Here is a 25,360-nt window from a genome sequence, read left to right on the forward strand (position 1 = left end):
AACAGCGCCGTGGAAAACGCCCGCACCCGAAGGGGTGATCGGTACGGTGTGCCGCATGAGACATGTGCACGCCTTCTCCTCCGACGCCCTCGGCGACCTCGACGGAACGGGGGTGGCGCAGGCGATCGCCTCGGGTGAGGTGTCGGCCACCGAGGCCGCGGAGGCGGCGCTGGCACGCCTGGACGCGGTCGAGGAGCATTTGTCGGCCGTCGCCTACGACGACCGGGAACGCGGTCTGGCCCGCGCCGGGCAGGGCGGTTTCACCGGCGCGTTCGCCGGGGTGCCGTCGTTCATCAAGAACAACACCGACCTCACCGGCATTCCGACCGGTCACGGGTCGGCGGCGGTCGCGCTGCGCCCGGCCGACAAGGACGAGCCGTTCACCGGTGAACTGCTGGGCACCGGGGTGAACCTGCTGGGCGCGTCGACGCTGCCCGCGTTCGGTCTGACCGCCACCACCGAGTTCGTCGACCGTCCGCCGACCCGCAATCCGTGGAACACCGACTACTCGTGCGGGGCGTCGTCGGGCGGGTCGTCGGCGCTGGTCGCCGCCGGCGTGGTGCCGATCGCGCACGCGAACGACGGCGGCGGATCCATTCGTATCCCGGCGGCGGCCTGCGGTCTGGTCGGGCTGAAGCCGACGCGGGGGCGTGTGGCGCAGGCCTTGGAGATGAAGGATGCGCCGATCGATCTGGTGAGCAACGGGATCGTGTCGCGGTCGGTGCGCGACCAGGCGCACTTCCTGGCCGACCTGGAACGGCAGCGCGCGGTGAAGGATCTGCCGCCGGTCGGTCTGGTCGAGGGCCCGGGCGATCGGCGGCTGCGGATCGCCATGATCACCGCGCCGTTGACCGGTGGGCTTCTCGACGCCGACACCAACCGTGTCCTGCACGAGACGGCGGAACTGCTGGAGACGCTGGGGCACCGCGTGGAGACGGTGCCGATGCCGATCGAACGGTCGTACGTCGACCAGTTCACCGAGTACTGGGCGCTGCTGGCGTGGTCGATCGACCACCTGGGCAAGCGCACCATCGGCCCCGGCTTCGATCGCTCGAAGCTCGATCCGTTCACGCGGGGCCTGTCCCGCAAGTTCGCGCGCGGCTTCTGGAAGGCCCCGACGTCGATCATCGGTCTCAAACGGGCGACCGCGAAGTTCCGCACCCTGTTCGACCATCACGATCTGGTGCTGCTGCCGACGCTCGGCCACAGCACCCCGGAGATCGGCTACCTGGATCCGGGCGGCGACTTCGACGAGATCTTCGGCCGGCTGATCCGCTACGTGACCTTCACGCCGGCCAACAACTCGACCGGTACCCCGGCGATCTCGTTGCCGGTGGGCACCGACAAGAACGGACTGCCCCTCGGCATGCAGCTGGCCGGCGACCTCGGCGCCGAACGCACCATCCTCGAGGTGTCGTACGAACTCGAGGCCGCACAGCCGTTCGCCCGGATCCAGGACGCTCCGGCCGCCTGACGTCCGGCCTACTTTTTGGCGATCTGCACCTTGTCGAGCATGGTGGCCGTATCCGAGTCGATCTCGTCGCCGTCGGTGGCCACGGTCTGCACCGCCAGTGTGACGGTGGTGGACTGCCCGGTCTGGCCGGCGTCCGGGATGATGACGATCCGGTCGAGGTACGGGTGTGCGGGCACGCCCGGGGCGTCGGCGGTGTCGGTGTCCACGGTGTAGGCGGCGAAGCCGCAGACCTCGGTCTTCTGCCCCGTCGAGGTGTCCAGGCTGACCTGCTCGCGGAGACGGCGTTCCTCCGAGTCACGGATCTCCTCGAGGCTGCCGGTCGCCTGCCCGACGCTGACGGTCGCGCTCGGAGTGAACGCGGCGGTGGCGTCCGCCTGGTTCTCCAGCACGATCGGGGTGGCCGCGGACTCCTTGTCGCTTACTCGTTCCCAGCCCTGCGGCTGCGGGAGGCTGACGGTCAGACCGTTGCCGGCATCCGCGGTGGCGAACCGGCCGTCGTAGGAGGTGCAGCCCTCGTGGACCGGCATGGCCGTGTCGTTCGGGACCGGCCGGTCGGCGGAGCAGCCGGCGAGCAGGGCGGTCGCCGCCACGAGTCCGGCGACGGCGGTGCCCTTCGAGAGCCTCAGGAAGCGGTGATCAGCGGTCATGAGGTGAGGTTAATCAGGACCGAACGCCGATGACCCGCGATTCGGCGGGGAGGGCTTCGAACCGGGGCGTGGATGCGACGGAGCCGTCCACCCCGATCGGGATGGACGGCTCCGGCGGTGTCAGCGGGTGACTAGACCTTCTTGGTGGTGCGGGCGACGCCCAGCGAGACCAGGACGGCGACCAGGATCGCGGCGATCACGGTGATCCAGCCGGACCAGCCGAGACCGATCTTCAGGTCCACGACGCCCTGGATCTTCTCGTGCTGGTGCAGGGTGAAGGCGCGGATGATCAGCAGCACGGCACCGAGGATGCCGGACACGGCGGCGATCGGACGCCACGGGATGGTGGTCGGCAGTGCGTGCGGGGCGAACGCGATCAGGGCGACCACGACGGTGGCCAGGATGACCAGGATCATGCCCCAGGTGGCGTAGCTGAACCAGGCGTTCGAGAGGTGCTCGACGTCCTTGTACTTGCCGACGAGCTCCTCGGTCTCCTTCGCGCGGATGAAGCTCGGGAAGAAGGAGAAGATCACGGCGACGACGCCGGCGATCAGGGCGCCGAGGTCGATCTGGTTGAGGGTGTACTTGGCGGGTGCGGTCATGCGGGCGACTCCTCGTCGTCGATTGGCCGGGTTTCACGGTCGTTCCCCCGGCTGTTGCCGGGGACGCGAGGATGTTAGCGCCGGTCAGGCCCGGTTCGGTAGGAATGAGCCGATTTGTGTCCTGTGTTGCACTCACGTCCGCCGTTTCGGGTGTCCGGTCATCGGTGTGCGGGATGCCCCGTGCGCTGGTCGAGCGTTCTCTGCGAGCGGATCCGACGACCTTGCACTCTCAGGGGGCGAGTGCTAAAACGGACTTTGGCACTCGCGGCGTGTGAGTGCCAGGTCGGGACGGTGAGGCCGGTCCAACAGACACCCCGGTCGTCCGTCGCGGGCACCGAGTCCGACCAGCAGAACTTAGTGTCACCCCCACCGGAGGATCACTTACCAATGGCCAAGCAGATCGCATTCGACGAAGAGGCCCGCCGTGGCCTGGAGCGGGGTCTGAACACCCTCGCCGACACGGTCAAGGTCACGCTGGGACCGAAGGGTCGCAACGTCGTCCTGGAGAAGAAGTGGGGCGCCCCCACCATCACCAACGACGGTGTCTCCATCGCCAAGGAGATCGAGCTCGAGGATCCCTACGAGAAGATCGGCGCCGAGCTCGTCAAGGAGGTCGCCAAGAAGACCGACGACGTCGCGGGCGACGGCACCACCACCGCTACCGTCCTGGCGCAGGCGCTGGTCCGTGAGGGCCTCCGCAACGTCGCCGCCGGCGCGAACCCGATGGGTCTCAAGCGGGGCATTCGAGAAGGCCGTCGACGCGGTCACCGAGTCGCTGCTGAAGAGCGCCAAGGAGGTCGAGACCAAGGAGCAGATCGCTCAGACCGCCGGTATCTCGGCCGGCGACCCGGCCATCGGCGAGCTCATCGCCGAGGCCATGGACAAGGTCGGCAAGGAAGGCGTCATCACCGTTGAGGAGTCGAACACCTTCGGCCTTCAGCTGGAGCTGACCGAGGGCATGCGCTTCGACAAGGGCTACATCTCGGGCTACTTCGTCACCGACGCCGACCGCCAGGAAGCCGTCCTCGAGGATCCGTACATCCTGCTCGTCTCGAGCAAGATCTCGACCGTCAAGGACCTGCTGCCGCTGCTGGAGAAGGTCATCCAGTCGGGCAAGCCGCTGCTGATCATCGCCGAGGACGTCGAGGGCGAAGCCCTGTCGACCCTGGTCGTGAACAAGCTGCGCGGCACCTTCAAGTCCGTCGCCGTCAAGGCTCCGGGCTTCGGTGACCGTCGCAAGGCCATGCTCGCCGACATCGCCATCCTCACCGGTGGCGAGGTCATCTCCGAGGAGATCGGCCTGAGCCTGGAGACCGCCGGTCTCGAGTCGCTCGGTACCGCCCGCAAGGTGGTCGTCACCAAGGACGAGACCACCATCGTCGACGGTGCCGGCGACGCCGAGCAGATCGCCGGCCGGGTGGCCCAGATCCGCGGCGAGATCGAGAACAGCGACTCCGACTACGACCGTGAGAAGCTGCAGGAGCGTCTGGCGAAGCTGGCCGGCGGCGTGGCCGTCATCAAGGCCGGTGCCGCCACCGAGGTCGAGCTCAAGGAGCGCAAGCACCGCATCGAGGACGCCGTCCGCAACGCCAAGGCTGCCGTCGAGGAGGGCATCGTCCCCGGCGGCGGTGTCGCCCTCCTGCAGGAGGAGCCGATCATCGACGGGCTGAAGCTCGACGGTGACGAGGCCACCGGCGCCCAGATCGTCAAGGTCGCTCTGTCGGCTCCGGCCAAGCAGATCGCCGTCAACGCCGGCCTGGAGCCGGGCGTCGTCGCCGACAAGATCCTCCACTCGAAGAAGGGCACCGGCCTGAACGCCGCGACCGGCGAGTACGAGGACCTGCTGAAGGCCGGCATCAACGACCCGGTGAAGGTCACCCGCTCGGCGCTGCAGAACGCTGCGTCGATCGCGGCCCTGTTCCTCACCACCGAGGCCGTCGTCGCCGACAAGCCCGAGCCGGCCGCTCCGGCCATGCCGGGTGGCGACGAGATGGGCGGTATGGGCTTCTGATCTGATCAGATCCCACACTGGTCGTCGACCAGTACGACGACCGAGGCCGGTCACCCCGAGGGTGACCGGCCTCGGTCGTCCGGTCGTCTACGGGTTGGGCTTGGTGCACAGCTCCGGGTGGGTGGCGCAGATGGTCGTCGCGTTCCCGTTGCCGGGACCGACGATCTGGCCGCCGAGCTTGCCGGATCCGCTGCCCTGCTGCTGGGGCTGTGTGCACAGTTCGGGATGGGTATTGCAGAGGGTGGTCGCGTTCCCGTCGGGCGGTCCGACCACCTGTCCGCCGATCGACCCGGACCCGGACCCGGACCCGGAGCCGGATCCCGATCCCGTTCCCGAACCGCCCGTTCCCGATCCCGACCCTGCGGCGCCGTTCGGCGCATCGCTCACCGCGCCGCTGTTCCCGGACGATCCGCCGACCTGGCTGTTCCCGGTCGGATCCTGACCTGTGCTGGACTGGCCCGCCCCGGGAGCGATCTCGCTGGACGACGGCACGGTCGACGACCTCCCGGCCGGGGTGCTGGTGTTGTCGCAACCGGCGAGCAGTGCGGCGGTCGTGAGTGCGGCGGCGCAGACGGCTGCGCGGATGGTGATGGTCATGGCGTTCTCCTCGTGGTGCCGGCGGTCGCCGTGCTGAGGAGTTCATCCTCGAGCCGTCCGCCCCGGACCGCGCGCGTAGTCGGCTACTCGAAATTCCGGGCCTCGTGGACTCCTGACACCGCGCACTCGCCATCACTAGAGTCGTGTGCATGACCTGGAACCCCACCACGCCCGGCGCCCCGAGCCCGCTGACCACGCTTCCCAACCTGCGCGACCTCGGCGGGTGGAAGGGGGATGCCGGCCGCCCCGTCGAATACGGCCGATTGTTCCGTTCCACCGACTTCCGGGCCGTCACCGATCCGTCGACCGTGCTGGCGCAGGTGCCGCTCAAGACCGTGTACGACCTCCGCATGACCAGCGAGATCGCGCAGACACCCGATCCGAAGATGGACGGTGTCGCCGACCTGCACCTGGACGTCCTCGCCGACCTGGCCGGCGCCGACTCGGCCGATTCGGCCATGCCGGCGCAGATGAACGCTGCGCTCGCCGATCCCGACCAGTTGCCGGCGCTGCGCGAGAAGATGCAGTCCATCGACGTCGTCGGCAAGATGTCGGACAGCTATCGCTCGATGGTGTCGTCGGACAGCGGCCGGAAGGCGTACCGGCGTTTCTACGAGGGGCTCCTGCACCAGGACCGGCAGCCGGCCCTGTTCCACTGCACCACCGGCAAAGACCGCACCGGTTGGGCGGCGGCGTCGTTCCTCTCCCTGATGGGCGTCGACCGCGCCGACGTCTACAAGGACTACCTGCTCACCAATGAGCGTCTGCTGCCGGCACTCAAGGGCGTCACCGACAAATGGGTGGCCGCCGGCGGAACCGAGGCGGAGGTGGTGCCGTTCCTCGGCGTCGAGAAGGCCTACCTGGACGCGGCATTCGACGAGCTGGAGAAGAACTACACCGACGTGCCCGGCTACTTCAGTCAGGCACTCGGCCTGGACGCCGACAAGCAGAACGCATTGCGCGACAAGTTCCTGAAGGGCTGAGAACGATGAGCGTCTCCGCACACACCGAGTTCGACATCGATGCACCGGCCGCCGTGGTGATGGAGGTTCTGATGGACGTCGACGCCCTGCCCGACTGGTCGGGTCCGCACAAGTCGGCGAAGATCCTGTCCACCCACGACGACGGCACCCCGGACCGCTGCGAGATCACCGTCAGCCTCGCCGGCATCACCGACACCCAGGTGCTCGACTACACGTGGACCGAACACACCTGCTCCTGGGATCTGGTGGAGAGCGGACAGCTGTCCAAGCAGCACGGGAAGTACACGCTGACCGCCACGAGCGACACCACCACGCATGTCCGGTTCGACCTCGAGGTGGATCTCAAGATCAAGCTGCCCGGGCTCCTGGTCAAGCAGGGGCAGAAGGCCGCCGTCGAGACGGCGAAGAAGGGCCTCACCGCCGAAGCGGTCCGCCGAGCCGCGGAGTGATCGCGACGTTACGCTGTAGCCGTGACTGACTACCTCGACCCGCACACCCTGGAGGTCGGCCCGGACCTCAGCAAGGTCTCCGGCCGCAAAGCACTGCAGGACCTCGTCGATCTCACCGACACCAGTGGCTTCGCCGTCGTCGACGACGATGACGACGATCCGATTCTGCTGACCCTTCCCGAACGCAACGTGGTGGACACGTGGCGGGAGGACTACCCGTACGACGAGCGCATGGATCGCGCCGAATACGAGAGCACCAAGCGTGCGCTCCAGGTGGAGTTGCTGAAGCTCCAGAAATGGACCAAACAGAACGGCATCCGTCACCTGCTGGTCTTCGAGGGCCGGGACGCCGCCGGCAAGGGCGGCACCATCAAACGATTCAACGAGCACCTCAACCCGCGCGGTGCGCGCACCATCGCGCTGGAGAAGCCGAGTGAGCGGGAGGCCACCGAGTGGTACTTCCAGCGGTACGTCCGGCATCTGCCGGCAGCCGGCGAGATCATCTTCTTCGACCGTTCCTGGTACAACCGCGCCGGCGTCGAGCGGGTGATGAGCTTCTGCACCCAAGACCAGTACGACACGTTCCTGGAACAGGCTCCGGCCTTCGAGAAGATGCTCGTCGACGACGGCATCCAGCTGGTCAAGTTCTGGTTCTCGGTGACCCCGCTCGAGCAGCGCACCCGATTCGCCATCCGGCAGATCGATCCGGTGCGTCAGTGGAAGCTGTCGCCGATGGATCTGGCGTCGCTGGACCGGTGGAACTCGTACACGGACGCGAAGGAGAACATGTTCTCCCACACCGACACCGACTGGGCGCCGTGGACCGTGGTGAAGAGCAACGACAAGAAGCGGGCCCGCATCAACGCCATGCGGTACGTGCTGAGCCTGCACGAGTACGACGGCAAGGATCACGAACTGGTCGGCGAACCCGACCCGAAGATCGTCGCCCGTGCCCGCGACACGATCGGGGAGTGAGCGCCGGATGCGTGGACTCGTCACCTTCCTTGCGACCCTGATCGCGATCCTCGGCATCGTCGTCGCCGTTCCCACCGTGTGGGGCGAACGGCACATCGTCGACACCGACGGCTTCGCCGCCTCGGCCTCCAAGGCCGCCCATGACCGCGAGGTGCAGGACTTCTTCGCCGAGCAGATCTCCACCCAGATCGCGCAGGCCTCGGGAGTCTCGGCGGCCGGCACGGCGGCCAAGCCGCTCGCGCAGTCGTATACGCGCAGCCCGGCGTTCGCCGCCGACTTCGCCGAGGTGGCCCGCCAGCAGCACGACTGGCTGTTCACCGAGCCGGCCCCCGGGCAGAAGACCGACACCATGGACTTGAACATCACGCCGATGGTGAATCGGGTGCTGCAGGGATCGCCGATTCCGGTGAAGGTGAATCAGGCCGTCACCATCGAGATGGACCAGTCCGATCTGACGGCCGGACAGTTGAAGCAGCCCGGCGACATCGTCCGCATCGCGGCCTGGGTGTCGGTGATCGCCGCGATCGGCGGCGCCGTGGTGGCGCTGCTGTTCGGCCGGCGCCGCGGCGCCGTGCTGGCGTGGCTGGGCATCGGCGGCATCATCGGCGGCGCGGTGGGCTGGTTCATCGCCTGGTACGGCGAGCGGCTGGTCGTCAGCAGCGAATCGCCGGAACCGCTGCCCGCGCAGCGCACCATCCAGCTGGTCACCCACGACATCCTGTCGAGTCTGACGTCGGTGTCGGTGATCACCGCCGTCGCAGGTGTGGCCGCGGTGATCATCGGCGTGATCGCCGGCGTCGCCACCCGCCGCTGACCGACGAGAGGGGTTTCCCCCGATGGTTGAGCCGGGGGCGAGGCGCTAGCCGAGGTCCCGTGTCGAAACCCAGCGACGTTCACCCGTCGCCGACGGTCCGCCAGAGGAACTCGTAGGCGAGGGCCGATTTGAACGCGGCCTGCTTGTTGTCCGCGGCACCGCCGTGGCCGCCTTCGATGTTCTCGTAGTACAGCGGGCGGTGACCGTATTCTTCGAGCCGCGCGACGAGCTTCCGGGCGTGACCGGGATGCACGCGGTCGTCGCGGGTGGAGGTGGTGACCAGCAGCGCCGGGTAGTCGGCGTCTTTGGACACCCGCTGGTACGGCGAGTACTCGCTGATGAACGTCCATTCCTCGGGGTCGTCGGGGTCGCCGTACTCGGCCATCCACGATGCCCCCGCCAGCAGCAGGTGGTAGCGCTTCATGTCGATCAGCGGTACCTGACAGACGAGTGCCCCGAACAGTTCCGGATAGTTGGTGAGCATGACGCCCATCAGGAGGCCGCCGTTGGATCCGCCCTGCGCGGCGAGCTGTCGCGGTGTGGTGAGACCGCGGTCGACGAGGTCGCGGGCGATGGCCGCGAAGTCCTCGTAGACGAGAATGCCGTCCGGCCTTCTGGGCCTGCGTATGCCAGGTGGGGCCGTATTCGCCGCCGCCGCGGATGTTGGTCATCACGTAGATGCCGCCGCGGGAGATCCAGCTGCGTCCGGCGACCGCCAGATAACTGGGGGTCATCGAGTTCTCGAATCCGCCGTACCCGTACTGGAGGGTGGGCCCGGAGGTGACGTCGTCGCGTTTGATCACGAAGTACGGCACCTGTGTGCCGTCGTCGGAGGTGGCGAAGAACTGTTGCGCCGACACGGTCGAGGCGTCGAAGAAGGCGGGCGTCGACTTGAGTGTCGACACCGACGACGTGGCGTCGCCGTAGAGCAGGCTCGGCGGCTGCGTGAACGAGCTGCAGCTCAGCCAGATCTCGTCGGAGTCGTCGGGGTCGGCGTCGATCACGCCGACGGTCGCCAGGTCCGGCACCCCGTCGAGGGTGGCGGGCTTCCAGTCCCCGAGGGTGAGGACGTCGATGCGGGTGGCGACGTCGCGCAGGGTGGTGAGGATCAGTCGCGACTTGGTGACGGTGTAGTCCTGCAGGCTGGTGTGCGCGTCCGGGGTGAACAGGACGGTGGCGGTGCGGTCGCCGTCGAGGAACGACGGGTAGTCGAATACGAGCAGACTGCCGGCCGGATAGCTGCCGGCGTCCCAGTCCGATCGCGGCATGACGAACAGCCAGTCGTGCCGCACCGAGAAGTGGGCGTCGGTGGGCACGTCGATCAGGATCTGCTCGCCGTGTTCATTCGGCCCGCTCGCTGCGCTCCCGGCGCCGGCACGCAGTTCGTAGTTCAGCGAGTTGAAGAAGTCCGTCGACCGCGACAGCCAGTGCCGCTCGTAGCCGGGGGTGTGGTCGTACGACGCCCCCGCGGCGACGTCGGTCTCCTCGCCTTCGAAGACGGTGACGGCCTCGGTGAGCGGGGTGCCGCGCGTCCAGCGTTTGGCGATCCTCGGGTAGCCGGACGAGGTGAGCGAACCTGCGCCGAAGTCGGTGCCGACGTACACGGTGTCGCGGTCGATCCAGCAGATGCTCGACTTGGCTTCGGGCAGTTCGAAGCCGCCGTCCGCGGCGCTGATCCAGGTGTGCGATTCCAGATCGAATTCGCGGACCACGGAGGCGTCGGCCCCGCCCCGGGAGAGGGACACGAGTGCGCGGTCGCGTTCGGGGTAGTTGACGGCCGCACCCGCCCACACCCAGTTCTCGTCCTCCTCGGCGGCGAGGGCGTCGAGATCGATCAGCACATCCCATTCGGGGTCCTCGGTCCGGTAGGACTCGAGCGTCGTGCGCCGCCACAGGCCTTTCGGGTGGCCGGCGTCGCGCCAATAGTTGTAGAGGTGGTCGCCGCGGCGCCGGACGTACGGGATCCGGTCGTCGGTGTCGAGGATCTCGAGGGTCTGCGCCTCCAGTTCGGCGAACCTCGGCGACCCGGTGAGGTCGGCGACCGTCGGTTCGTTGTGGGCGCGCACCCAGTCGAGGGCCTCGTCGCCGGTCACGTCTTCCAGCCACAGGTACGGGTCGTCGGTCTGCTCGGTAGCCACGGCACCAGGCTAGCCATTGCCGCCGATCGCGCCGTGCACGCCGGTGGTCGGAGGGGTCCTGCGACGTCGAAGGCACAGGGGTAGGTTGGGACCCGTGAGTGAACACTTCGACACCGTTGTCCTGGGAGCAGGTCCGGGTGGGTACGTGGCCGCGATCCGGTCCGCTCAGCTCGGCATGACCACCGCCGTCATCGAGGAGAAGTGGTGGGGAGGTGTCTGTCTGAACGTCGGCTGCATCCCGTCCAAGGCGCTGCTCCGCAACGCCGAACTGGCCCACGTCTTCAACCACGAGGCGAAGACGTTCGGCATGAGCGGTGACGTCACCTTCGACTTCGGTGCCGCGTTCGATCGCAGCCGCAGCGTCTCCGACGGCATCGTCAAGGGCGTCCACTTCTTGATGAAGAAGAACAAGATCACCGAGATCGACGGCTACGGCACGTTCACCGACGAGAAGACCCTCGTCGTCGGTGACCGGCAGATCACCTGGGACAACCTGATCATCGACACCGGCTCGACGGTGCGTCTGCTGCCCGGTGTCGAGCTGAGCGACAACGTCGTCACCTACGAGACCCAGATCCTCACCCGCGATCTGCCGAAGTCGATCGTCATCGTGGGTGCCGGCGCCATCGGCATGGAGTTCGGGTACGTGCTCGCCAACTACGGCGTCGACGTCACCATCGTCGAGTTCATGCCGCGGGTGCTCCCCAACGAGGACGAGGACGTCTCCAAGGAGATCGCCAAGCAGTACAAGAAGCTGGGCGTCAAGATCCTCACCGGTACCGCCGTGCAGACCGTCGACGACCAGGGCGACAAGGTGGTCGTCACCTACAAGGACCCGAAGGGCGCCGAAGGCACGCTCACCGTCGACAAGGTCCTCATGTCGGTCGGTTTCGCACCGCGCACCGAGGGCTACGGCCTGGAGAAGACCGGCGTGAAGCTCACCGAGCGCGGCGCCATCGACATCGACGACCACATGCGGACCAACGTGCCCGGCATCTATGCGATCGGTGACGTCACCGCCAAGCTGCAGCTGGCCCATGTGGCCGAGGCGCAGGGTGTGGTGGCCGCCGAGACGATGGCCGGCGCCGAGACCATGACGCTCGGCGACTACCGGATGATGCCGCGCGCCACGTTCTGCCAGCCGCAGGTCGCCTCGTTCGGACTCACCGAGGCGCAGGCCAAGGACGAGGGCTACACCGTCAAGGTCACCAAGTTCCCGTTCTCGGCGAACGGCAAGGCGCAGGGCCTGGCGGCCACCGCCGGCTTCGTCAAGCTGATCACCAACGCCGACACCGACGAACTGCTCGGCGGGCATTCGGTCGGCGACAACGTCTCGGAGATGTTGCCGGAGATGACGCTCGCCCAGAAGTGGGATCTGACCGCCAAGGAACTGGCCCGCAACGTCCACACCCATCCGACGATGAGTGAGGCCCTGCAGGAGACCTTCCACGGTGCGATCGGGCACATGATCAATTTGTGACGGGCCCGTCCGGCGGGTTTCGACACGGGGCGTCGCCGTCGCTGCGCTCCGGCGGCGACCCGGCTCAACCGTCGAGTCAGGCGTGAAGTCCGACGGTTGAGCCGGACGCCGACCGCGCGAAGCGTGGACGTCGTCCGTGTCGAAACCACGCCTCCTACGAACCGTGCACGACGATCAGCGTCGCGGTCGCGTCGGTGTCGGCGCGCAACGAGTGCGGCACGCGCGCATCGACCCGGATGGCGGTGCCGCGCACCAGCCGGTGAGCGGTGTCGTCGACGGTGAACGTGATGGTGCCGTCCTGGCCGAGTACGACGATCGGGTGCGCTGCGGTGTGGTCGGGCATGGTCTGACCGGACAGGAAGGCGAGCCGGATCACGGTCTCGGTGTCGCCGCGGTGCAGCACGGTCACGGTGGGGCGTTCGCCGGTGTCGTCGGTGTTCGGGTCGGCCAGTCCGGTCAGGAACGCCCAGGGGCGGTCATCGCTCATGAGGGTTCCCCGGCGGATGGTTTGCGTGCGTGGACGTACTGTCCGACGCCGGTGATGGTCTGTTCGATCTGGGTGAGTCCGAGGGCGTCGAGCCGGTCGAGGAGTTCCCGGCGTCCGAAGATCTTCAGGCCCGACAGGCCGGTCACCAGATCGGCTCCGGGCAGGGCGGCGACGGAGGCGCGGACCGAGGTGAACACGATCAGCTCGCCACCGGGACGCGTCACGCGCACCATCTCGTCGAGGGCCGCCAGCGGGTCGGGGATCAGGTACAGCGCGGCCAGGCAGGTGACGGTGTCGAAGGTGTCGTCGCCGAACGGCAGCGCGTGCGCGTCACCGCGCACGAACACCCACGGTCCGCTCCTTGAGCCTGTCCCGCTCCTTGAGCCTGTCGAAAGGAGCCGTTGCGCCTCCGCCAGCATCGACGCCGAGAAGTCCAGACCGATGTACCGGCCGTCGCCGGTCAGGCCGCGGGAGGCGTCGACGGCGTAGTTGCCGGGCCCGCACGCCACGTCCAGCACCTGCCGTTCGCCGGGGCGTCCGAGGTAGGCGCGCAGGGCTCGGTCGTAGTCGAGGGTCTCGGTGCCGCCGAGACTGAAGCCGCGCGTGAAGAGGGGCCGCCAGATGCCGGTGTACACCCGGGTGAAGACCGGGTTGTGCATGAGCCGTTCGGCGATGGACTGCACGTCAGAAGGCGGCGGGGTCGCGGAAGTGGTCGCGTTCGATCCGCAGCGTGGAGATGGTGGTGGCCAGCGAGTCGTAGTTGCCGACCAGCAGCAGGAAGGCGATGGCTTTGCGTTCGGTCAGGTGCCGGCGCAGGGCTTCCCAGGTGGCGTCGGTGACGTCTTTGGTCTGCACGAGTTCGTCGGCGGCCTGCAGCAGTGCGCGTTCCCGGTCGCCCCAGCCGGCGTCCGGGCCGTCGAGGATCCGGGTGAAGTCGTCGGCGGTGATGCCGGCTTTGGCGCCGAGCCGGCGGTGGTGGTCGAGTTCGTATTCGCAGTTCCGCAGGTGCGCGACGCGGATGATGATCATCTCGGTCTCTTTGCGGGAGAGTTCACCGAACGGCATCATGCGGCCCGAGTAGTACAGCCAGCCGCGGAACAGGCCTTTGCTGCGGCCGAGGGTGGCGAAGATGTGCGGGTCGGGGGCCTTCTGGGCGGCGCCCATCACTTGAACGATCGCCCAGTTGACCGGCCCGAGCTCCCGGAGCTTGCCGGGCGTGACGCGTGGAGTGCTCATGCTGCTCGACGGTAGCCGATCTGTGGGCCGCATCACTTCGAGTCGGACGGACGGTCAGCGGTCGGTGCTCATGTAGGGGGAGACGGTGCTGCGGTGCTCGTCGATCTTCAGTTCGGCGCCCAGCGGGGGGAAGGCGCGCTGAGCGCAGTTCGGCCGGTCGCAGACGCGGCAGCCCGCGCCGATCGGGGTCACCCGCGCCTCCGAGCCGATCTCCAAGCCGTCGGAGTAGATGACGCGGCCGGCGTGCCGCAGCTCGCAGCCCATGCCGATCGCGAACGTCTTCGGGGACTGGCCGTAGCGGGCGGCACGACGCTCCACGGTCCGGGAGATCCAGAAGTATTCGCGGCCGTCGGGCATCTCGGTGATCTGGGTGAGGATCTTGCCGGGCGACCCGAACGTCTCGTACACGTTCCACAGCGGGCAGGTGCCGCCGCTGGCCGAGAAGTGGAAGCTGGTCGCCGACTGCCGCTTGGACATGTTGCCGGCGCGGTCGATCCGGACGAACGTCCACGGCACCCCGCGCAGGTTGGGGCGCTGCAGTGTCGACAAGCGGTGGCAGACCGTCTCGTACGACACCGAGTAGAACGCGGAGAGGCGTTCGATGTCGTAGCGGAAGTCTTCGGCGGCACCGTGGAACTGGCCGTACGGCAGGTTGGCGGCCGCGGCGAAGTAGTTGGCCAGACCCTGCCGGGCCAGCTTCACCGCGTCGTCGGTGGTGAACGCGCCCTCGGCGACGAGCTGGTCGATCAGGTCGCCGTACTCAAGGTAGGCGAGTTCGGCGGCCACCCGGAAGCTGCGCTGACCGGGCGACATGGCGGCGGAGAACTCGAGGCGGCGGGCCTCCGGGTCGTAGCGGTGCAGCACGTTGTCGCCGAGATCGACGCGGCGCACGATGTTGACGCCGTGCACGTCTTCGAGCCGGTCGGCCAGACCGGTCCGGATGTCCGCCGAGTGCATGCGCATGCGGGAGGTCAGATCCTCGGCGGCGACGTCGAGCTCGTGGATGTAGTTGTGCCGGTTGTAGAAGTAGTTGCGCACCTCTTCGTGCGGCGCGCTGATCGAGCCGCGCAGGCCCGGATCGCTGCGGCCCGAGGTGACGGCGGCGAGCTGCTCGGACACCAGGCGCAGCCGCCGGTGCAGGTTCACCATCGCGTCGGCGACCGCCGGGTGGCCGTGCACCATGGCGCTGATCTCGGCGGGATCGCTGGCCGCGGGGTCGCTGTCGAGGTCCTCGTCGAGCAGTGCCTCCCGCAGTTCGGCGATCAGCCGCACCTCGTCCTGCGGATCGAAGAAGGCGACGTCGATGCCGTACACCTCGCCGATCCGGCCGAGGACCGACGCGGTCAGCGGCCGGGAGTCGTGCTCCATCTGGTTGAGGTAGGACGCCGAGATGCCCAGGGTCTTGGCCATCTCCTGCTGTGACAGGCCGCGTTCGCTGCGCAGCCGGCGCAGACGTGACCCGACGTAGGTCTTGCTCATCGTGTTCCTCCGGTGGCGCGGTGCCGGTACGGTGGCCGCGTGTCGATTCTCTCTGTGTCCTGCTGGTCGCGCCCGGTGCGCGTGGTCGCCGCAACGCTGTGTGCCGGAACCGTCGTGGCCGGTGCGGCCGGGTGCGGCGACGGCGGCGACAAGCAGCGTCCGCTCACCGATCTGGTGCTGAACGTCGAGCAGATCCCGGATGGGTACACGGTGGTGCCCGCGTCGGTCGACGACCTCATCGCCTCGAACCGTTCCACCCTCGACCAGGCTGCGTCGGTGACCTTCTCGCCCGACGAGTGCACGCCGACCGCCGATGCCGCCTTCAATCCGCAGCTGAACGACGCGAACACCGTGCTGATCGTGGCGAGCTCGGATGCCGGGACGCTGTCGGAGACCATCAGCAGCGTCGTCCGTGACGTCGACGCGGATCGTCGTGCCACGACCGGTGTCTGCCGGGTCGTCACGGCCGAGCCGACGAAGGGCACGCTCGCCGGCTCGCACATCGTGACCACGACGACGGAGCTGCCCGGGCCGACCGGCGACGCCGTCGAGAACGAGCTGGTGGTCCGGTCGGACAGTGTCACCACGTTGCCCGACCAGGGGGTGCGTGTGCGCAGCGCGCTGCTGTCGAATGTGGTGGTGCGCCGCAAGGACGGTTCGAAGGTCACGGTGCAGCTGAATCTGGCGACGGTGGACCAGGGTGTGCTCAAGCAGGTGCCGGCCGATTTCCAGCCGCCGATGTCGGACGGGTCGTTCGTCCAGCTGGTGCAGAACGCGGTCGATCGCGCCGCGAGCTGACCTGTCACCGGGCCTCGTGTGAGGTGGCCCACACGCGGCGCCGTGCCGCGGGGGCCGGTGGACGCGCGCCGTCGCGGCCGGGCCGGCACCGGACGGCGAGACGCCGTCACGGTTTTCCCAGTACGCGCGTACTTTTTAGAGTTCCTGTGAATCATAGGACCCTCCCTCGATTCACAAACTTTGCAAAACCAGGTGAAAACCTGGTCATAGTTTACAACGCTTTCGGCCTAGACCTGCATATTTGTCGTGTGGCACAGTGGGGCAAGGCATTGCCTCGAGACGCGAACCAGTTAGCAAAACCGGGCAGCGTCGACAGGATCCGCCCGAACCCGAAGTCACTGCACAGCAGTGGAGAAGAAAGCGAAGGCTTATGAGCAACGTCGGACAGCCCCGTACCGCCGCGGAGATCCAGAAGGACTGGGACACCAACCCGCGCTGGAAGGGCATCACCCGCGATTACACCGCTGAGCAGGTTGCTGAGCTCCAGGGCACGGTCGTCGAGGAGCACACCCTCGCTCGCCGTGGCGCCGAGGTCCTGTGGGAGGGCGTGACCAAGGGTGACGACTCCTACATCAACGCGCTGGGCGCCCTGACCGGCAACATGGCCGTTCAGCAGGTCCGCGCCGGCCTCAAGGCCGTCTACCTCTCCGGCTGGCAGGTCGCCGGCGACGCCAACCTGGCGGGCCAGACCTACCCGGACCAGTCGCTGTACCCGGCCAACTCGGTTCCGGCCGTCGTTCGCCGCATCAACAACGCTCTGCTGCGCGCCGACGAGATCTCGCGCGTCGAGGGCGACACCTCGGTCGACAACTGGCTGGTGCCGATCGTCGCCGACGGTGAGGCCGGTTTCGGTGGCGCCCTGAACGTCTACGAGCTGCAGAAGGCCATGATCCAGGCCGGCGCCGCCGGTACCCACTGGGAGGACCAGCTGGCTTCGGAGAAGAAGTGCGGCCACCTCGGTGGCAAGGTGCTGATCCCCACCCAGCAGCACATCCGCACCCTGACCTCGGCTCGCCTGGCCGCCGACGTCGCCAACGTGCCGACCGTCGTCGTCGCCCGTACCGACGCCGAGGCCGCCACCCTGATCACCTCGGACGTGGACGACCGCGACAAGCCGTTCATCACCGGTGACCGCACCTCTGAGGGCTTCTACAACCTGAAGAACGGCATCGAGCCCTGCATCGCCCGCGCCAAGGCTTACGCCCCGTACGCGGACCTGATCTGGATGGAGACCGGCAAGCCGGACCTCGAGCTCGCCAAGAAGTTCGCCGACGGCGTCCACGAGGAGTTCCCGGACCAGCTCCTGGCCTACAACTGCTCGCCGTCCTTCAACTGGAAGCAGCACCTGGACGACGACACCATCGCCAAGTTCCAGAACGAGCTCGGCGCGATGGGCTTCAAGTTCCAGTTCATCACCCTGGCCGGCTTCCACGCCCTCAACTACTCGATGTTCGACCTGGCTTACGGCTACGCCCGCAACCAGATGTCGGCCTACGTCGATCTGCAGGAGCGCGAGTTCGCTGCCGAGGAGCGCGGCTACACCGCCACCAAGCACCAGCGTGAGGTCGGTGCCGGCTACTTCGACAAGATCGCCACCACGGTCGACCCGAACACCTCGACCGCAGCCCTGAAGGGCTCCACCGAAGAGGGTCAGTTCCACTAGGAACTCACCTCTCTGACGAGGGTTTGACGATGACGATCCCGGGGCACGGCACGGGGACCACCCGTGCCCGCCCCGGGATCGCTGTCTTTCCCGGGCTTCCCGCCGGAAGCCGGGCCGCCGCGACGGCAGGCCGCTGAACCACCCGAGAACACTCGGACCCCACTCACCTCCCCACAAACTTCCCGACTCTTCGCGGAGTCCCCGTCGGCGTCGCCGGCGACACGTCGATCAAGCAGGAGACGACAATGGCCAGTGAGAAGATCTCGCGAGTCGGCATCATCGGTGCCGGTCAGATGGGCGCCGGCATCGCCGAGGTGTGCGCCCGAGCGGGCACCGATGTGCTCGTCTACGAATCCACCCGTGAGCTCGGTGCCGCCGGCCGCGCCCGGATCCTCCGCTCGCTCGACCGCGGTGTCGCGTCCGGCAAGCTGACCGAGCGTGAGCGCGAGCAGGCCACCTGGCGCCTCCGCTTCACCGACGACCTCGGCGACTTCGCCGACCGCCAGCTGGTGGTCGAGGCGATCGTCGAGGACGAGGACATCAAGACGGAGATCTTCCGCGAGCTGGACAAGGTCGTCACCGACCCGAACGCCGTCCTCGCGTCGAACACCTCCTCCATCCCGATCATGAAGCTGGGCATGGCGACCGAGAACGCCTCCCGCGTGATCGGCATGCACTTCTTCAACCCGGTGCCGGTGCTGCCGCTGGTCGAGCTGGTCACCACCCTGATGACCTCCGACACCGTCTCCGAGCGCGCCGAGACCTTCGCGCACGACGTTCTGGGCAAGGAGGTCGTCCGTTCGGCCGACCGCTCGGGCTTCGTCGTCAACGCGCTCCTGGTGCCGTACCTGCTCTCGGCCATCCGCATGGTCGAGTCGGGCTTCGCCACCGTCGAGGACATCGACAAGGCGATGGTGCTCGGCTGCGCCCACCCGATGGGTCCGCTGAAGCTGACCGATCTGGTCGGTCTGGACACCGTCAAGGCGATCGCCGACAAGATGTACGAGGAGTTCAAGGAGCCCCTGTATTCGCCGCCGCCGCTGCTGCTGCGCATGGTGGAGGCCGGCCGCCTCGGCAAGAAGTCGGGCCACGGTTTCTACGTGTACGGCGAGAACGGGTCGGCCAAGGCCTGACCCGACCGGTGACGGTCACGACACGCGGATAGGGTCGAGCTATGACGGAGATCGAATACGGCTCGTCGATCCTGGGGTATCCCCGGATCGGTGCCCGGCGTGAGCTGAAGTTCGCGCTGGAGGGCTACTGGCACGGCACGGTGAGCCGCGACGAATTGTTCGCGGCCGTCCGTGATCTGGCCGACGGCACGCGGCGTGAGCTCGCGGCCACCGGCCTCGAGCAGGTGCCGGGCAACAACTTCTCGTTCTACGACCACGTCATGGACGCGGCGCTGATGTTCGGTGCCGTGCCCAGCCGTTTCGCGCCGCTCGCCGACGAGCTGGAGCCGATCGATCAGTACTTCGTGATGGCGCGCGGCAAGCAGGGCTATCCGCCGCTGGAGCTGCGCAAGTTCTTCAACACGAACTACTACTACCGGCAGCCGATCATCGAGCCGGATCACGAGTTCTCGCTGTCGACGTTCCCGCTGTTGAGTGAGCTGCTGCTGGACGAGCACAAGCGCGCGAAGAGCGAGGGCATCGAACTGCGCCCGATCATTCTGGGCCCGGTGAGTCTGCTGCTGCTCAGCGCGCCGCCGGCCGACGCCCCGGAGGACTTCTCTCCGCTGGACCGGCTCGACGATCTCGTCGAGGTCTACGTCGAGTTGCTGGAGAAGCTGGCCAAGCAGAACACCAAGTGTGTGCAGCTGGACGAGCCGGCGTTCACCAGTGACCGGACCGAGGAGGAGCTGGCTGCGCTGCGGCGCGCCTACGACAAGCTGTCCGCCGCGTCGGTGCGTCCGCGCATCCTGGTGACCGGTGAGTACGGCGATCTGGGTCCGGCGCTGCCGATCCTGGCCGGCACCAAGGTGGAGGCCATCGGCCTGGACCTGGTGAGCGAGCCGATCAGTGCCGCGCAGCTGGCCAAGGTGCCCGGTCTCAAACGCAAGCGCCTGTATGCCGGTGTCATCGACGGCCGCAACGTCTGGAAGGCCGCCAAGGGCGGCAAGCTGGACTACCTGCTGGAGATCAAGAAGCACATCCCCGATCTGGTGGTGTCCACCTCGTGCACGCTGATGCATGTGCCGGTCGACAAGCTCATCGAGCCGGACATCCCCGGCGACGTCGCCGACCGTCTGTCGTTTGCCAAGCAGAAGGTGGGCGAGGTGGTGGTGCTGGCGAAGGCGATCGCCGACGGCGCCCCCGAGCACTGGTACACCCGTCCGGCGACCGTCCACTTCAAGCTGAAGCACGACGTCCGGCAGCGGGTGGCGAACATCCGTCCCGATCAGCGTGAGCGCGCTCCGTACGAGGAGCGCCGCAAGGCGCAGGAGAAGGCGCTGGGTCTGCCGCCGGTGCCGACCACCACGCTGGGTTCGTTCCCGCAGACCGACGAGGTCCGGCACGCGCGCTACAACTACGGCCAGGGCCGTCTGACGTGGGACGAGTACGCCGACCGGCTCCGTGAGGAGATCAAGCGCGTCATCGAACTGCAGGAGGACATCGGTCTCGACGTCCTGGTACACGGCGAGGCCGAGCGCAACGACATGGTGCAGTACTTCGCCGAGCTGATGGACGGGTACGCGTTCACCCACCAGGGCTGGGTGCAGGTCTATGGTTCGCGTTTCGTGCGGCCGCCGATCCTCTACAGCGACGTCAAGCGCACCAAGCCGATGTCGATCGAGTGGATCACCTATGCGCAGTCGTTGACCGACAAGCCGGTCAAGGCGGTGCTGACCGGTCCGGTCACCATGCTGGCGCGGTCGTTCGTGCGGCAGGATCAGCCGTTGTACGAGACGGCCGAGCAGCTGGCTCTGGCGATCCGTGACGAGGTGGCCGATCTGGAGAAGGCCGGCATCAAGATCATCCAGGTGGACGAGCCGTCGATCCGTGAGCTGCTGCCGCTGCGTGAGCGCGGTCGTGAGGGCTATCTGGACTGGGCGGTCGCGGCGTTCAAGCTGGCGACCGGTGGCGCGAAGTCGGAGACCCAGATCCACACGCATTTGGGGTATTCGTCGATCCAGAAGGTGGTCGAGGCGTTCAATGCGCTGGACGCGGACGTGACGTCCATCGTGGCGACGCGTCGCATCGACTGGGTGCTCGACGAGCTGGTGGAGCACGGCAATCTGATCGAGCGCGGTGTGGGCCCGGGCGTCTACGAGAGCCGGAGTGCGGTGATCCCGGAGATCGCCGAGATCGATGAGCGCATCCGGCGGGCCGCCGAGGTGATTCCGCCGGAGCGTCTGTGGGTGAACCCGGACGGCGGGCTCAAGACGCGGCATTACTGGCAGTTGGAGCCCTCGCTGCGGAACATGGTCGCGGCGGCCCGCCGTCAGCGCCGTCGCATGTCGTCCTGACCTGCACGGTCCGTGGTCCGCTTACTGATCTGGCTAACAGCATTTTCAAATAGTGGTCCTGACCTGGGGTGACATATCCCACAAGCGTTAGCAAAGTGCTTGCAACTGTTAGCAAGACCAGGTTTTACTAAGCATGTCCGAACAACCAGATCCGGACCTTGCGGCCCATCCGCAGGGAGTGACGCGGATCGAAGAAGGAGATGCCATGAGCACCACCGAACGCAACCTCCCCGCCCCCGTCCTCGCCGTCGTCGGCGTCGGCGAGACCGTCCGCCACGAGGTCGAGCAGATCATCGAGCGCCTCCGCGAGGAGGGCTTCGGAGGCCTGATCAACGAGCTGCCCGCCAAGGTGCAGACCGCGATCACCGACCTGCAGGGCGAGCTGGACTACGAGGCCCTCAAGGCCAAGCTGACCGTCGACGAGCTCAAGGGCAAGCTGAGCAAGGAGGGTCTCCAGGAGGCCGCCGCTCCGGCCGTCGAGCGCGTCACCGGCCTGTACAGCACCCTGACCGAGCGCGGCGACAGCGCCGTGGAGCGTCTGACCGACCAGCCGCGCGTCAAGGGCACCATCGAGCGCGCCAGCGAGACCGCCAAGAAGTTCGCCGCCATCGTCGGCGTCGAGTTCGGTGAGGCCGTCGACGACGTCGAGGGCGCTGTCGAGGATGCCGCGGACGCCGTGAAGGGTGCCGCCAAGAAGGCTGAGGCCGCCGTCGCCAAGACCGCCACCAAGGCTGAGGCGACCGCCAAGTCGACCGCCACCAAGGCCAAGGCCACCGCCAAGAAGGCTGAGGCGACCGTCAAGAAGGCCGCCACCACCAAGTGATCGTCGCGCCGCCCGCCTGCGAGCGGGCGTAGCCCGGCACTTGTCGAAGCCCCTGCACCGTCCGGTGCGGGGGCTTCGTCCTTTTCCCGGCGGGTTCGGTGAGACACTGATGCCATGACGAGCACCCTGCCGACGACCCCGTCCGCGCCCAGCGGTCCCGCGGGTCTGTCCGAGCCGGACGCGGAGCGCGTCCGCAGCCTGCGGAAAATGAAGATGCTGGCGACCAGCATGCTGCTGGTCGCCGCCGTGATCTACCTGTTCACCCGATGGCTGGAGCACCGCGACGGCGTGAACGTCGCCGCCTGGGTCGGCTATGTGCGTGCCGCGTCGGAGGCCGGCATGGTGGGTGCGCTCGCCGACTGGTTCGCGGTCACCGCACTGTTCCGTCACCCGCTGGGCCTGCCCATCCCGCACACCGCGCTGATCCCGCGGAAGAAGGACGAGATCGGCGACCAGCTCGGGGACTTCATCCAAGAGAACTTCATGACGCCCGACGTCATCGAGGAACGCGTCGTCAGCCTCGATCTGCCGCGCCGGGTGTCGGGCTGGTTCGCTGATCCGGTCAACAAGGACCAGATCAACGAGGAGGTGTCGCGCGGCATCCGGCTGGTCTCGGAGATGATTCAGGACGAGGACGTCGAACGGTTCATCCAGGCGCTCCTCAAGTGGGCTGCCGAACCGTTGTGGGCCCCGCCGGTCGGCCGGATCCTGGAACAGCTGGTGGACGAGGACCGACTCGAACCGGTGCTGCAGGTGGTGTGCGACCGCGCCCACGACTGGGCGTTGAGTTCGCAGCCGCTGATCGACCGCATCGTCGACCAGGACATCGGCCCGTCGTGGAAGCCGCAGTTCGTCAACAATCTGCTCGGCGACCGGATCTACCGCGAGCTCACCGAGTTCACCTACAAGGTGCGGTCCGACCCCAACCACGATCTGCGTGTCGCCATGCACGACTTCCTGCGGAAGTTCGCCGACGACCTGCAGAACGATCCGGCCATGATCGACAAGTTCGAGGGCATCAAGAACGATCTTCTCGGGCGTGAAGAGGTCGGGGATGCCGCGTCGACCGCGTGGCAGGCCGGCAAGGCCGTCATCCAGCAGATGCTCGACGACCCCAAGTCGACCCTGCGCACCTCGGTCTCCGATTCGGTGGTGCAGCTCGCCGAGCGCATCCAGGAGGATGTGCCGCTGCAGGACAAGATGAACAGCTGGGTGGCCCGCGCCGCCCGGCACGTCGCCGAGAACTATGCGAGCGAGATCATCTCGGTCATCACCGAGACGGTCCGCGGCTGGGACGCGGAGGAGACGAGCCGCAAGATCGAACTGCAGGTAGGCCGCGACCTCCAGTTCATCCGGATCAACGGCACAGTCGTCGGCTCACTGGCCGGTCTGGCGATCTACACCTTCTCGGTCCTGCTGTTCCACTGACCGGGCCTGTTCCGTCGGCCGCCGCTTCTCGACCCGCCCCCGCTCCTGGGCTCAACCCCGCTCCTTGAGCTTGTCGAAAGGAGGCGGTTCGCGTGAATTGTCGTAGGTGTGTAGCACTACGCGAATCCCATATCCGCAGAAAGAAGAGGATTCGTATGTCTGCCGCTACCCGACTTGTTGTTTTGCTCGTCACGCTCATCGCAGTCGTGCTCCTGTCAGTTTCGGCTCGCGAGCTCCTGTTCGGGACGCGGGCGGACGACATCGACCCGACCGGTCTAGTGACAGCGGCGGGTGTGCTGTCGTTGCTTGCAGTGACTGTGACTTGGCGGCGCAAGGACTGGGCTCCCGATGTCGCGCAGGCCTACGGCTGGGTCCTCGCCACGGCCGCATGGTTCGTTGCGATGACAGTCGACTTCTCCGCGGGATATCCGGATGCGGTTACCACCTCACTGATGGTGATGATTCTGATTCTGGGGACCGTCTACGCCTTTGTGCTTCGCCCTCGTGCGGACGTGGAAAGCCGTAAGAAGTTGGTGCGAGAGATAGCCGACGCAGTCGCTAACGAGCTGTGCCAGTCGAAGCGACGCGCCGTGTGGGACCAAGAAGCGCTGGCTGAGTGATTCATGAGTGTTTACTGAATGCCACGAAGGCCTTGAAGGCGATCTACTTCTGGCTTAGGGGTGAAAGATGATTAGCGAAGAGAAGATCACGGAACTCCGTGAACTATGTCGAGAGGTCAGTTCGGGAGTTCCTCTCACCCAACAAAGCCTTAGGTCATTTGAGGACGACTCGGAATCATCCACTTGGTATATCGCGACTCATGTATATGCGGAGCGCATTCTCCTGGACGTGATGGGGGACGATCCCAGGTACTCGGTGCTGGCCTCGTACGTATCAAGCTTGTACCCGGTAGTGAAGTCGACCATTGGGTGTGGGATCGCCGAGTTTCAATTCAGTGTCGACTGTATATTGAAGATGAAGCCGTCTCCCCCCTTGTCTCTGATCGATGAGACCGCAGATCAGCGGGAGTCACGAGAAGCTCTCGCCGGCTGGGTTGTATTCCTTTACGGGATCGACGTCTTCGACAACGAGTGCTGGTCTGACTTTGTGGACGTGCTGATCAAGGTCGATGAACTGGCTAGGAGCAACTATGGCCTGGACTAAGAGGCGTAAACCAGAAGGCGACCGCCTGCGGCTTGCGAACCTGATCGATCTGACCTGGAAAGAGGTATCCACGTCAGACGACCGAATTGCGGTTGCAACGAAGTTCAAGAGGAGGCTGCTGGACTCCCCTCACATGCACCTGTATGTCGAAGCTGTGATGTTCGTCTTCATGCGACTGAATCAAATCGCGCGGTACGGCTCGAACTTCACGCAGGACGACCGCGGGCGACAAGAGTTTTTCACTTCTCGGCGGGTCGCCGCTGCTGTGACGGCTGGAGTTCTCCCGCGCGTGCACGCGATCGACCCCACTGCTGACTCCGAGAGAATCGTCACCTTCTTTGACAAGACGATAAGCGAGACATACGTCCCGTCGGTTGACGACTACGCCCAGTTGGGGGGCGATTTGCTCCCGACCCTCATACTGGCGATGGGGTTCGGCTATACCCCAGACGACCAGGTGTGGACCGATCTCGACGAGTTCCTGAACAGTGGTCCGATCCGCAAAGCGGTCCGCTTGGCACTCAAAGCATGACCCTGTCCTCGCCGCGCGCCGCCGTTGCTTGCACTTGCTAGCATCGGGGGCGAGTAGTGAGGAACTCCGTGATCAACAAGGACAAGGACTCCGTCGCGAACGACCGCGCCG

The 25,360-nt window shown here is 66.8% G+C and carries 22 protein-coding genes and 2 pseudogenes; 16 read left to right on the top strand and 8 right to left on the bottom strand.

Annotated elements, in window-relative coordinates:
• Positions 1–55: 55 nt before the first annotated feature.
• Entirely contained in the window at positions 56–1,474 is a 1,419-nt protein-coding gene (locus QM774_RS12530; protein WP_414976189.1) for an amidase, read from the top strand.
• Positions 1,475–1,482: 8 nt separating this feature from the next.
• On the opposite strand, the gene QM774_RS12535 is transcribed toward QM774_RS12530, so the two are convergent.
• Positions 1,483–2,121 (bottom strand): LpqN/LpqT family lipoprotein, encoded by a 639-nt coding sequence (locus tag QM774_RS12535; protein WP_414976190.1) that lies wholly within the window; start codon positions 2,119–2,121, stop codon positions 1,483–1,485.
• Positions 2,122–2,252: 131 nt separating this feature from the next.
• Positions 2,253–2,723, bottom strand: a complete 471-nt coding sequence (locus tag QM774_RS12540; protein ID WP_414976191.1) for a hypothetical protein — start codon at positions 2,721–2,723, stop codon at positions 2,253–2,255.
• 387 nt (positions 2,724–3,110) lie between these two features.
• Here QM774_RS12540 and groL point away from each other — a divergent pair.
• Positions 3,111–4,734, top strand: a pseudogene (gene groL / locus QM774_RS12545) (chaperonin GroEL).
• Positions 4,735–4,821: 87 nt separating this feature from the next.
• On the opposite strand, the gene QM774_RS12550 reads toward groL, so the two are convergent.
• Positions 4,822–5,331, bottom strand: coding sequence for a hypothetical protein (locus tag QM774_RS12550; RefSeq protein WP_414976192.1), 510 nt, complete (start codon positions 5,329–5,331; stop codon positions 4,822–4,824).
• A 149-nt stretch (positions 5,332–5,480) separates the two neighbouring features.
• Here QM774_RS12550 and QM774_RS12555 point away from each other — a divergent pair, with 149 nt between their 5' ends.
• The 4 genes from QM774_RS12555 to QM774_RS12570 are packed head-to-tail and all read left to right on the top strand — an operon-like array spanning position 5,481 to position 8,552.
• Complete coding sequence (locus tag QM774_RS12555) at positions 5,481–6,314, top strand: tyrosine-protein phosphatase (protein WP_414976193.1); 834 nt, start codon at positions 5,481–5,483, stop codon at positions 6,312–6,314.
• Positions 6,315–6,319: 5 nt separating this feature from the next.
• Complete coding sequence (locus QM774_RS12560; protein WP_414976194.1) at positions 6,320–6,763, top strand: SRPBCC family protein; 444 nt, start codon at positions 6,320–6,322, stop codon at positions 6,761–6,763.
• A gap of 21 nt (positions 6,764–6,784) precedes the next feature.
• Positions 6,785–7,738 (top strand): polyphosphate kinase 2, encoded by a 954-nt coding sequence (ppk2, locus tag QM774_RS12565; protein WP_414976195.1) that lies wholly within the window; start codon positions 6,785–6,787, stop codon positions 7,736–7,738.
• A gap of 7 nt (positions 7,739–7,745) precedes the next feature.
• Positions 7,746–8,552 carry a hypothetical protein gene (locus QM774_RS12570; RefSeq protein WP_414976196.1) on the top strand — a complete coding sequence of 269 codons (807 nt, stop codon included), beginning with the start codon at positions 7,746–7,748 and terminating at the stop codon, positions 8,550–8,552.
• Positions 8,553–8,631: 79 nt separating this feature from the next.
• Here the strand turns inward: QM774_RS12570 and QM774_RS12575 are convergent.
• Positions 8,632–10,690: pseudogene (locus QM774_RS12575) on the bottom strand (prolyl oligopeptidase family serine peptidase).
• A 94-nt stretch (positions 10,691–10,784) separates the two neighbouring features.
• Between QM774_RS12575 and lpdA the strand changes: the two are divergent.
• The gene (lpdA, locus tag QM774_RS12580; protein WP_414976197.1) at positions 10,785–12,170 is read left to right on the top strand and encodes a dihydrolipoyl dehydrogenase; all 1,386 of its coding nucleotides are present in this window, start codon (positions 10,785–10,787) and stop codon (positions 12,168–12,170) included.
• 154 nt (positions 12,171–12,324) lie between these two features.
• Here the strand turns inward: lpdA and QM774_RS12585 are convergent, their stop codons facing one another.
• From QM774_RS12585 to ramB, 4 genes are read right to left on the bottom strand one after another with little or no spacing between them, the layout of a single operon-like run.
• On the bottom strand, positions 12,325–12,657 hold the full coding sequence (locus tag QM774_RS12585; RefSeq protein WP_414976198.1) for a cupin domain-containing protein: 333 nt from the start codon (positions 12,655–12,657) through the stop codon (positions 12,325–12,327).
• A complete protein-coding gene (locus QM774_RS12590) occupies positions 12,654–13,340 on the bottom strand; it encodes a class I SAM-dependent methyltransferase (RefSeq protein WP_414976199.1) in 687 nt (228 codons plus the stop codon). Before QM774_RS12590 ends, QM774_RS12585 begins: the two co-directional genes overlap by 4 nt.
• 1 nt (position 13,341) lies before the next feature.
• Positions 13,342–13,893, bottom strand: coding sequence for a carboxymuconolactone decarboxylase family protein (locus QM774_RS12595; RefSeq protein WP_414976200.1), 552 nt, complete (start codon positions 13,891–13,893; stop codon positions 13,342–13,344).
• Between the two features lie 54 nt (positions 13,894–13,947).
• Positions 13,948–15,372, bottom strand: coding sequence for an acetate metabolism transcriptional regulator RamB (gene ramB, locus QM774_RS12600; RefSeq protein ID WP_414976201.1), 1,425 nt, complete (start codon positions 15,370–15,372; stop codon positions 13,948–13,950).
• A 39-nt stretch (positions 15,373–15,411) separates the two neighbouring features.
• Between ramB and QM774_RS12605 the strand changes: the two genes are divergently transcribed.
• The 9 genes from QM774_RS12605 to QM774_RS12645 all read left to right on the top strand — a co-directional run bounded on the left by QM774_RS12605 (position 15,412) and on the right by QM774_RS12645 (position 25,249).
• Complete coding sequence (locus QM774_RS12605; protein WP_414976202.1) at positions 15,412–16,170, top strand: hypothetical protein; 759 nt, start codon at positions 15,412–15,414, stop codon at positions 16,168–16,170.
• A gap of 370 nt (positions 16,171–16,540) precedes the next feature.
• Entirely contained in the window at positions 16,541–17,833 is a 1,293-nt protein-coding gene (aceA, locus tag QM774_RS12610; protein WP_414976203.1) for an isocitrate lyase, read from the top strand.
• A 245-nt stretch (positions 17,834–18,078) separates the two neighbouring features.
• Positions 18,079–18,966: a 3-hydroxybutyryl-CoA dehydrogenase gene (locus QM774_RS12615; RefSeq protein WP_414976204.1), complete on the top strand. Its 888-nt coding sequence runs from the start codon at positions 18,079–18,081 to the stop codon at positions 18,964–18,966.
• A 41-nt stretch (positions 18,967–19,007) separates the two neighbouring features.
• On the top strand, positions 19,008–21,302 hold the full coding sequence (metE, locus tag QM774_RS12620; RefSeq protein ID WP_414976205.1) for a 5-methyltetrahydropteroyltriglutamate--homocysteine S-methyltransferase: 2,295 nt from the start codon (positions 19,008–19,010) through the stop codon (positions 21,300–21,302).
• Positions 21,303–21,507: 205 nt separating this feature from the next.
• Positions 21,508–22,125: a hypothetical protein gene (locus tag QM774_RS12625; protein WP_414976206.1), complete on the top strand. Its 618-nt coding sequence runs from the start codon at positions 21,508–21,510 to the stop codon at positions 22,123–22,125.
• Positions 22,126–22,239: 114 nt separating this feature from the next.
• Positions 22,240–23,553, top strand: coding sequence for a DUF445 domain-containing protein (locus tag QM774_RS12630; protein ID WP_414976207.1), 1,314 nt, complete (start codon positions 22,240–22,242; stop codon positions 23,551–23,553).
• Positions 23,554–23,708: 155 nt separating this feature from the next.
• Positions 23,709–24,173 (top strand): hypothetical protein, encoded by a 465-nt coding sequence (locus tag QM774_RS12635; protein WP_414976208.1) that lies wholly within the window; start codon positions 23,709–23,711, stop codon positions 24,171–24,173.
• Positions 24,174–24,240: 67 nt separating this feature from the next.
• Positions 24,241–24,717, top strand: coding sequence for a hypothetical protein (locus QM774_RS12640; protein WP_414976209.1), 477 nt, complete (start codon positions 24,241–24,243; stop codon positions 24,715–24,717).
• A complete protein-coding gene (locus QM774_RS12645) occupies positions 24,704–25,249 on the top strand; it encodes a hypothetical protein (protein ID WP_414976210.1) in 546 nt (181 codons plus the stop codon). The genes QM774_RS12640 and QM774_RS12645 overlap by 14 nt, the downstream gene beginning before the upstream one ends.
• Positions 25,250–25,360 lie beyond the last annotated feature (111 nt).

Origin of the sequence: Gordonia sp. (in: high G+C Gram-positive bacteria), assembly GCF_047600565.1 — a bacterium.
GTDB lineage: Bacteria > Actinomycetota > Actinomycetes > Mycobacteriales > Mycobacteriaceae > Gordonia.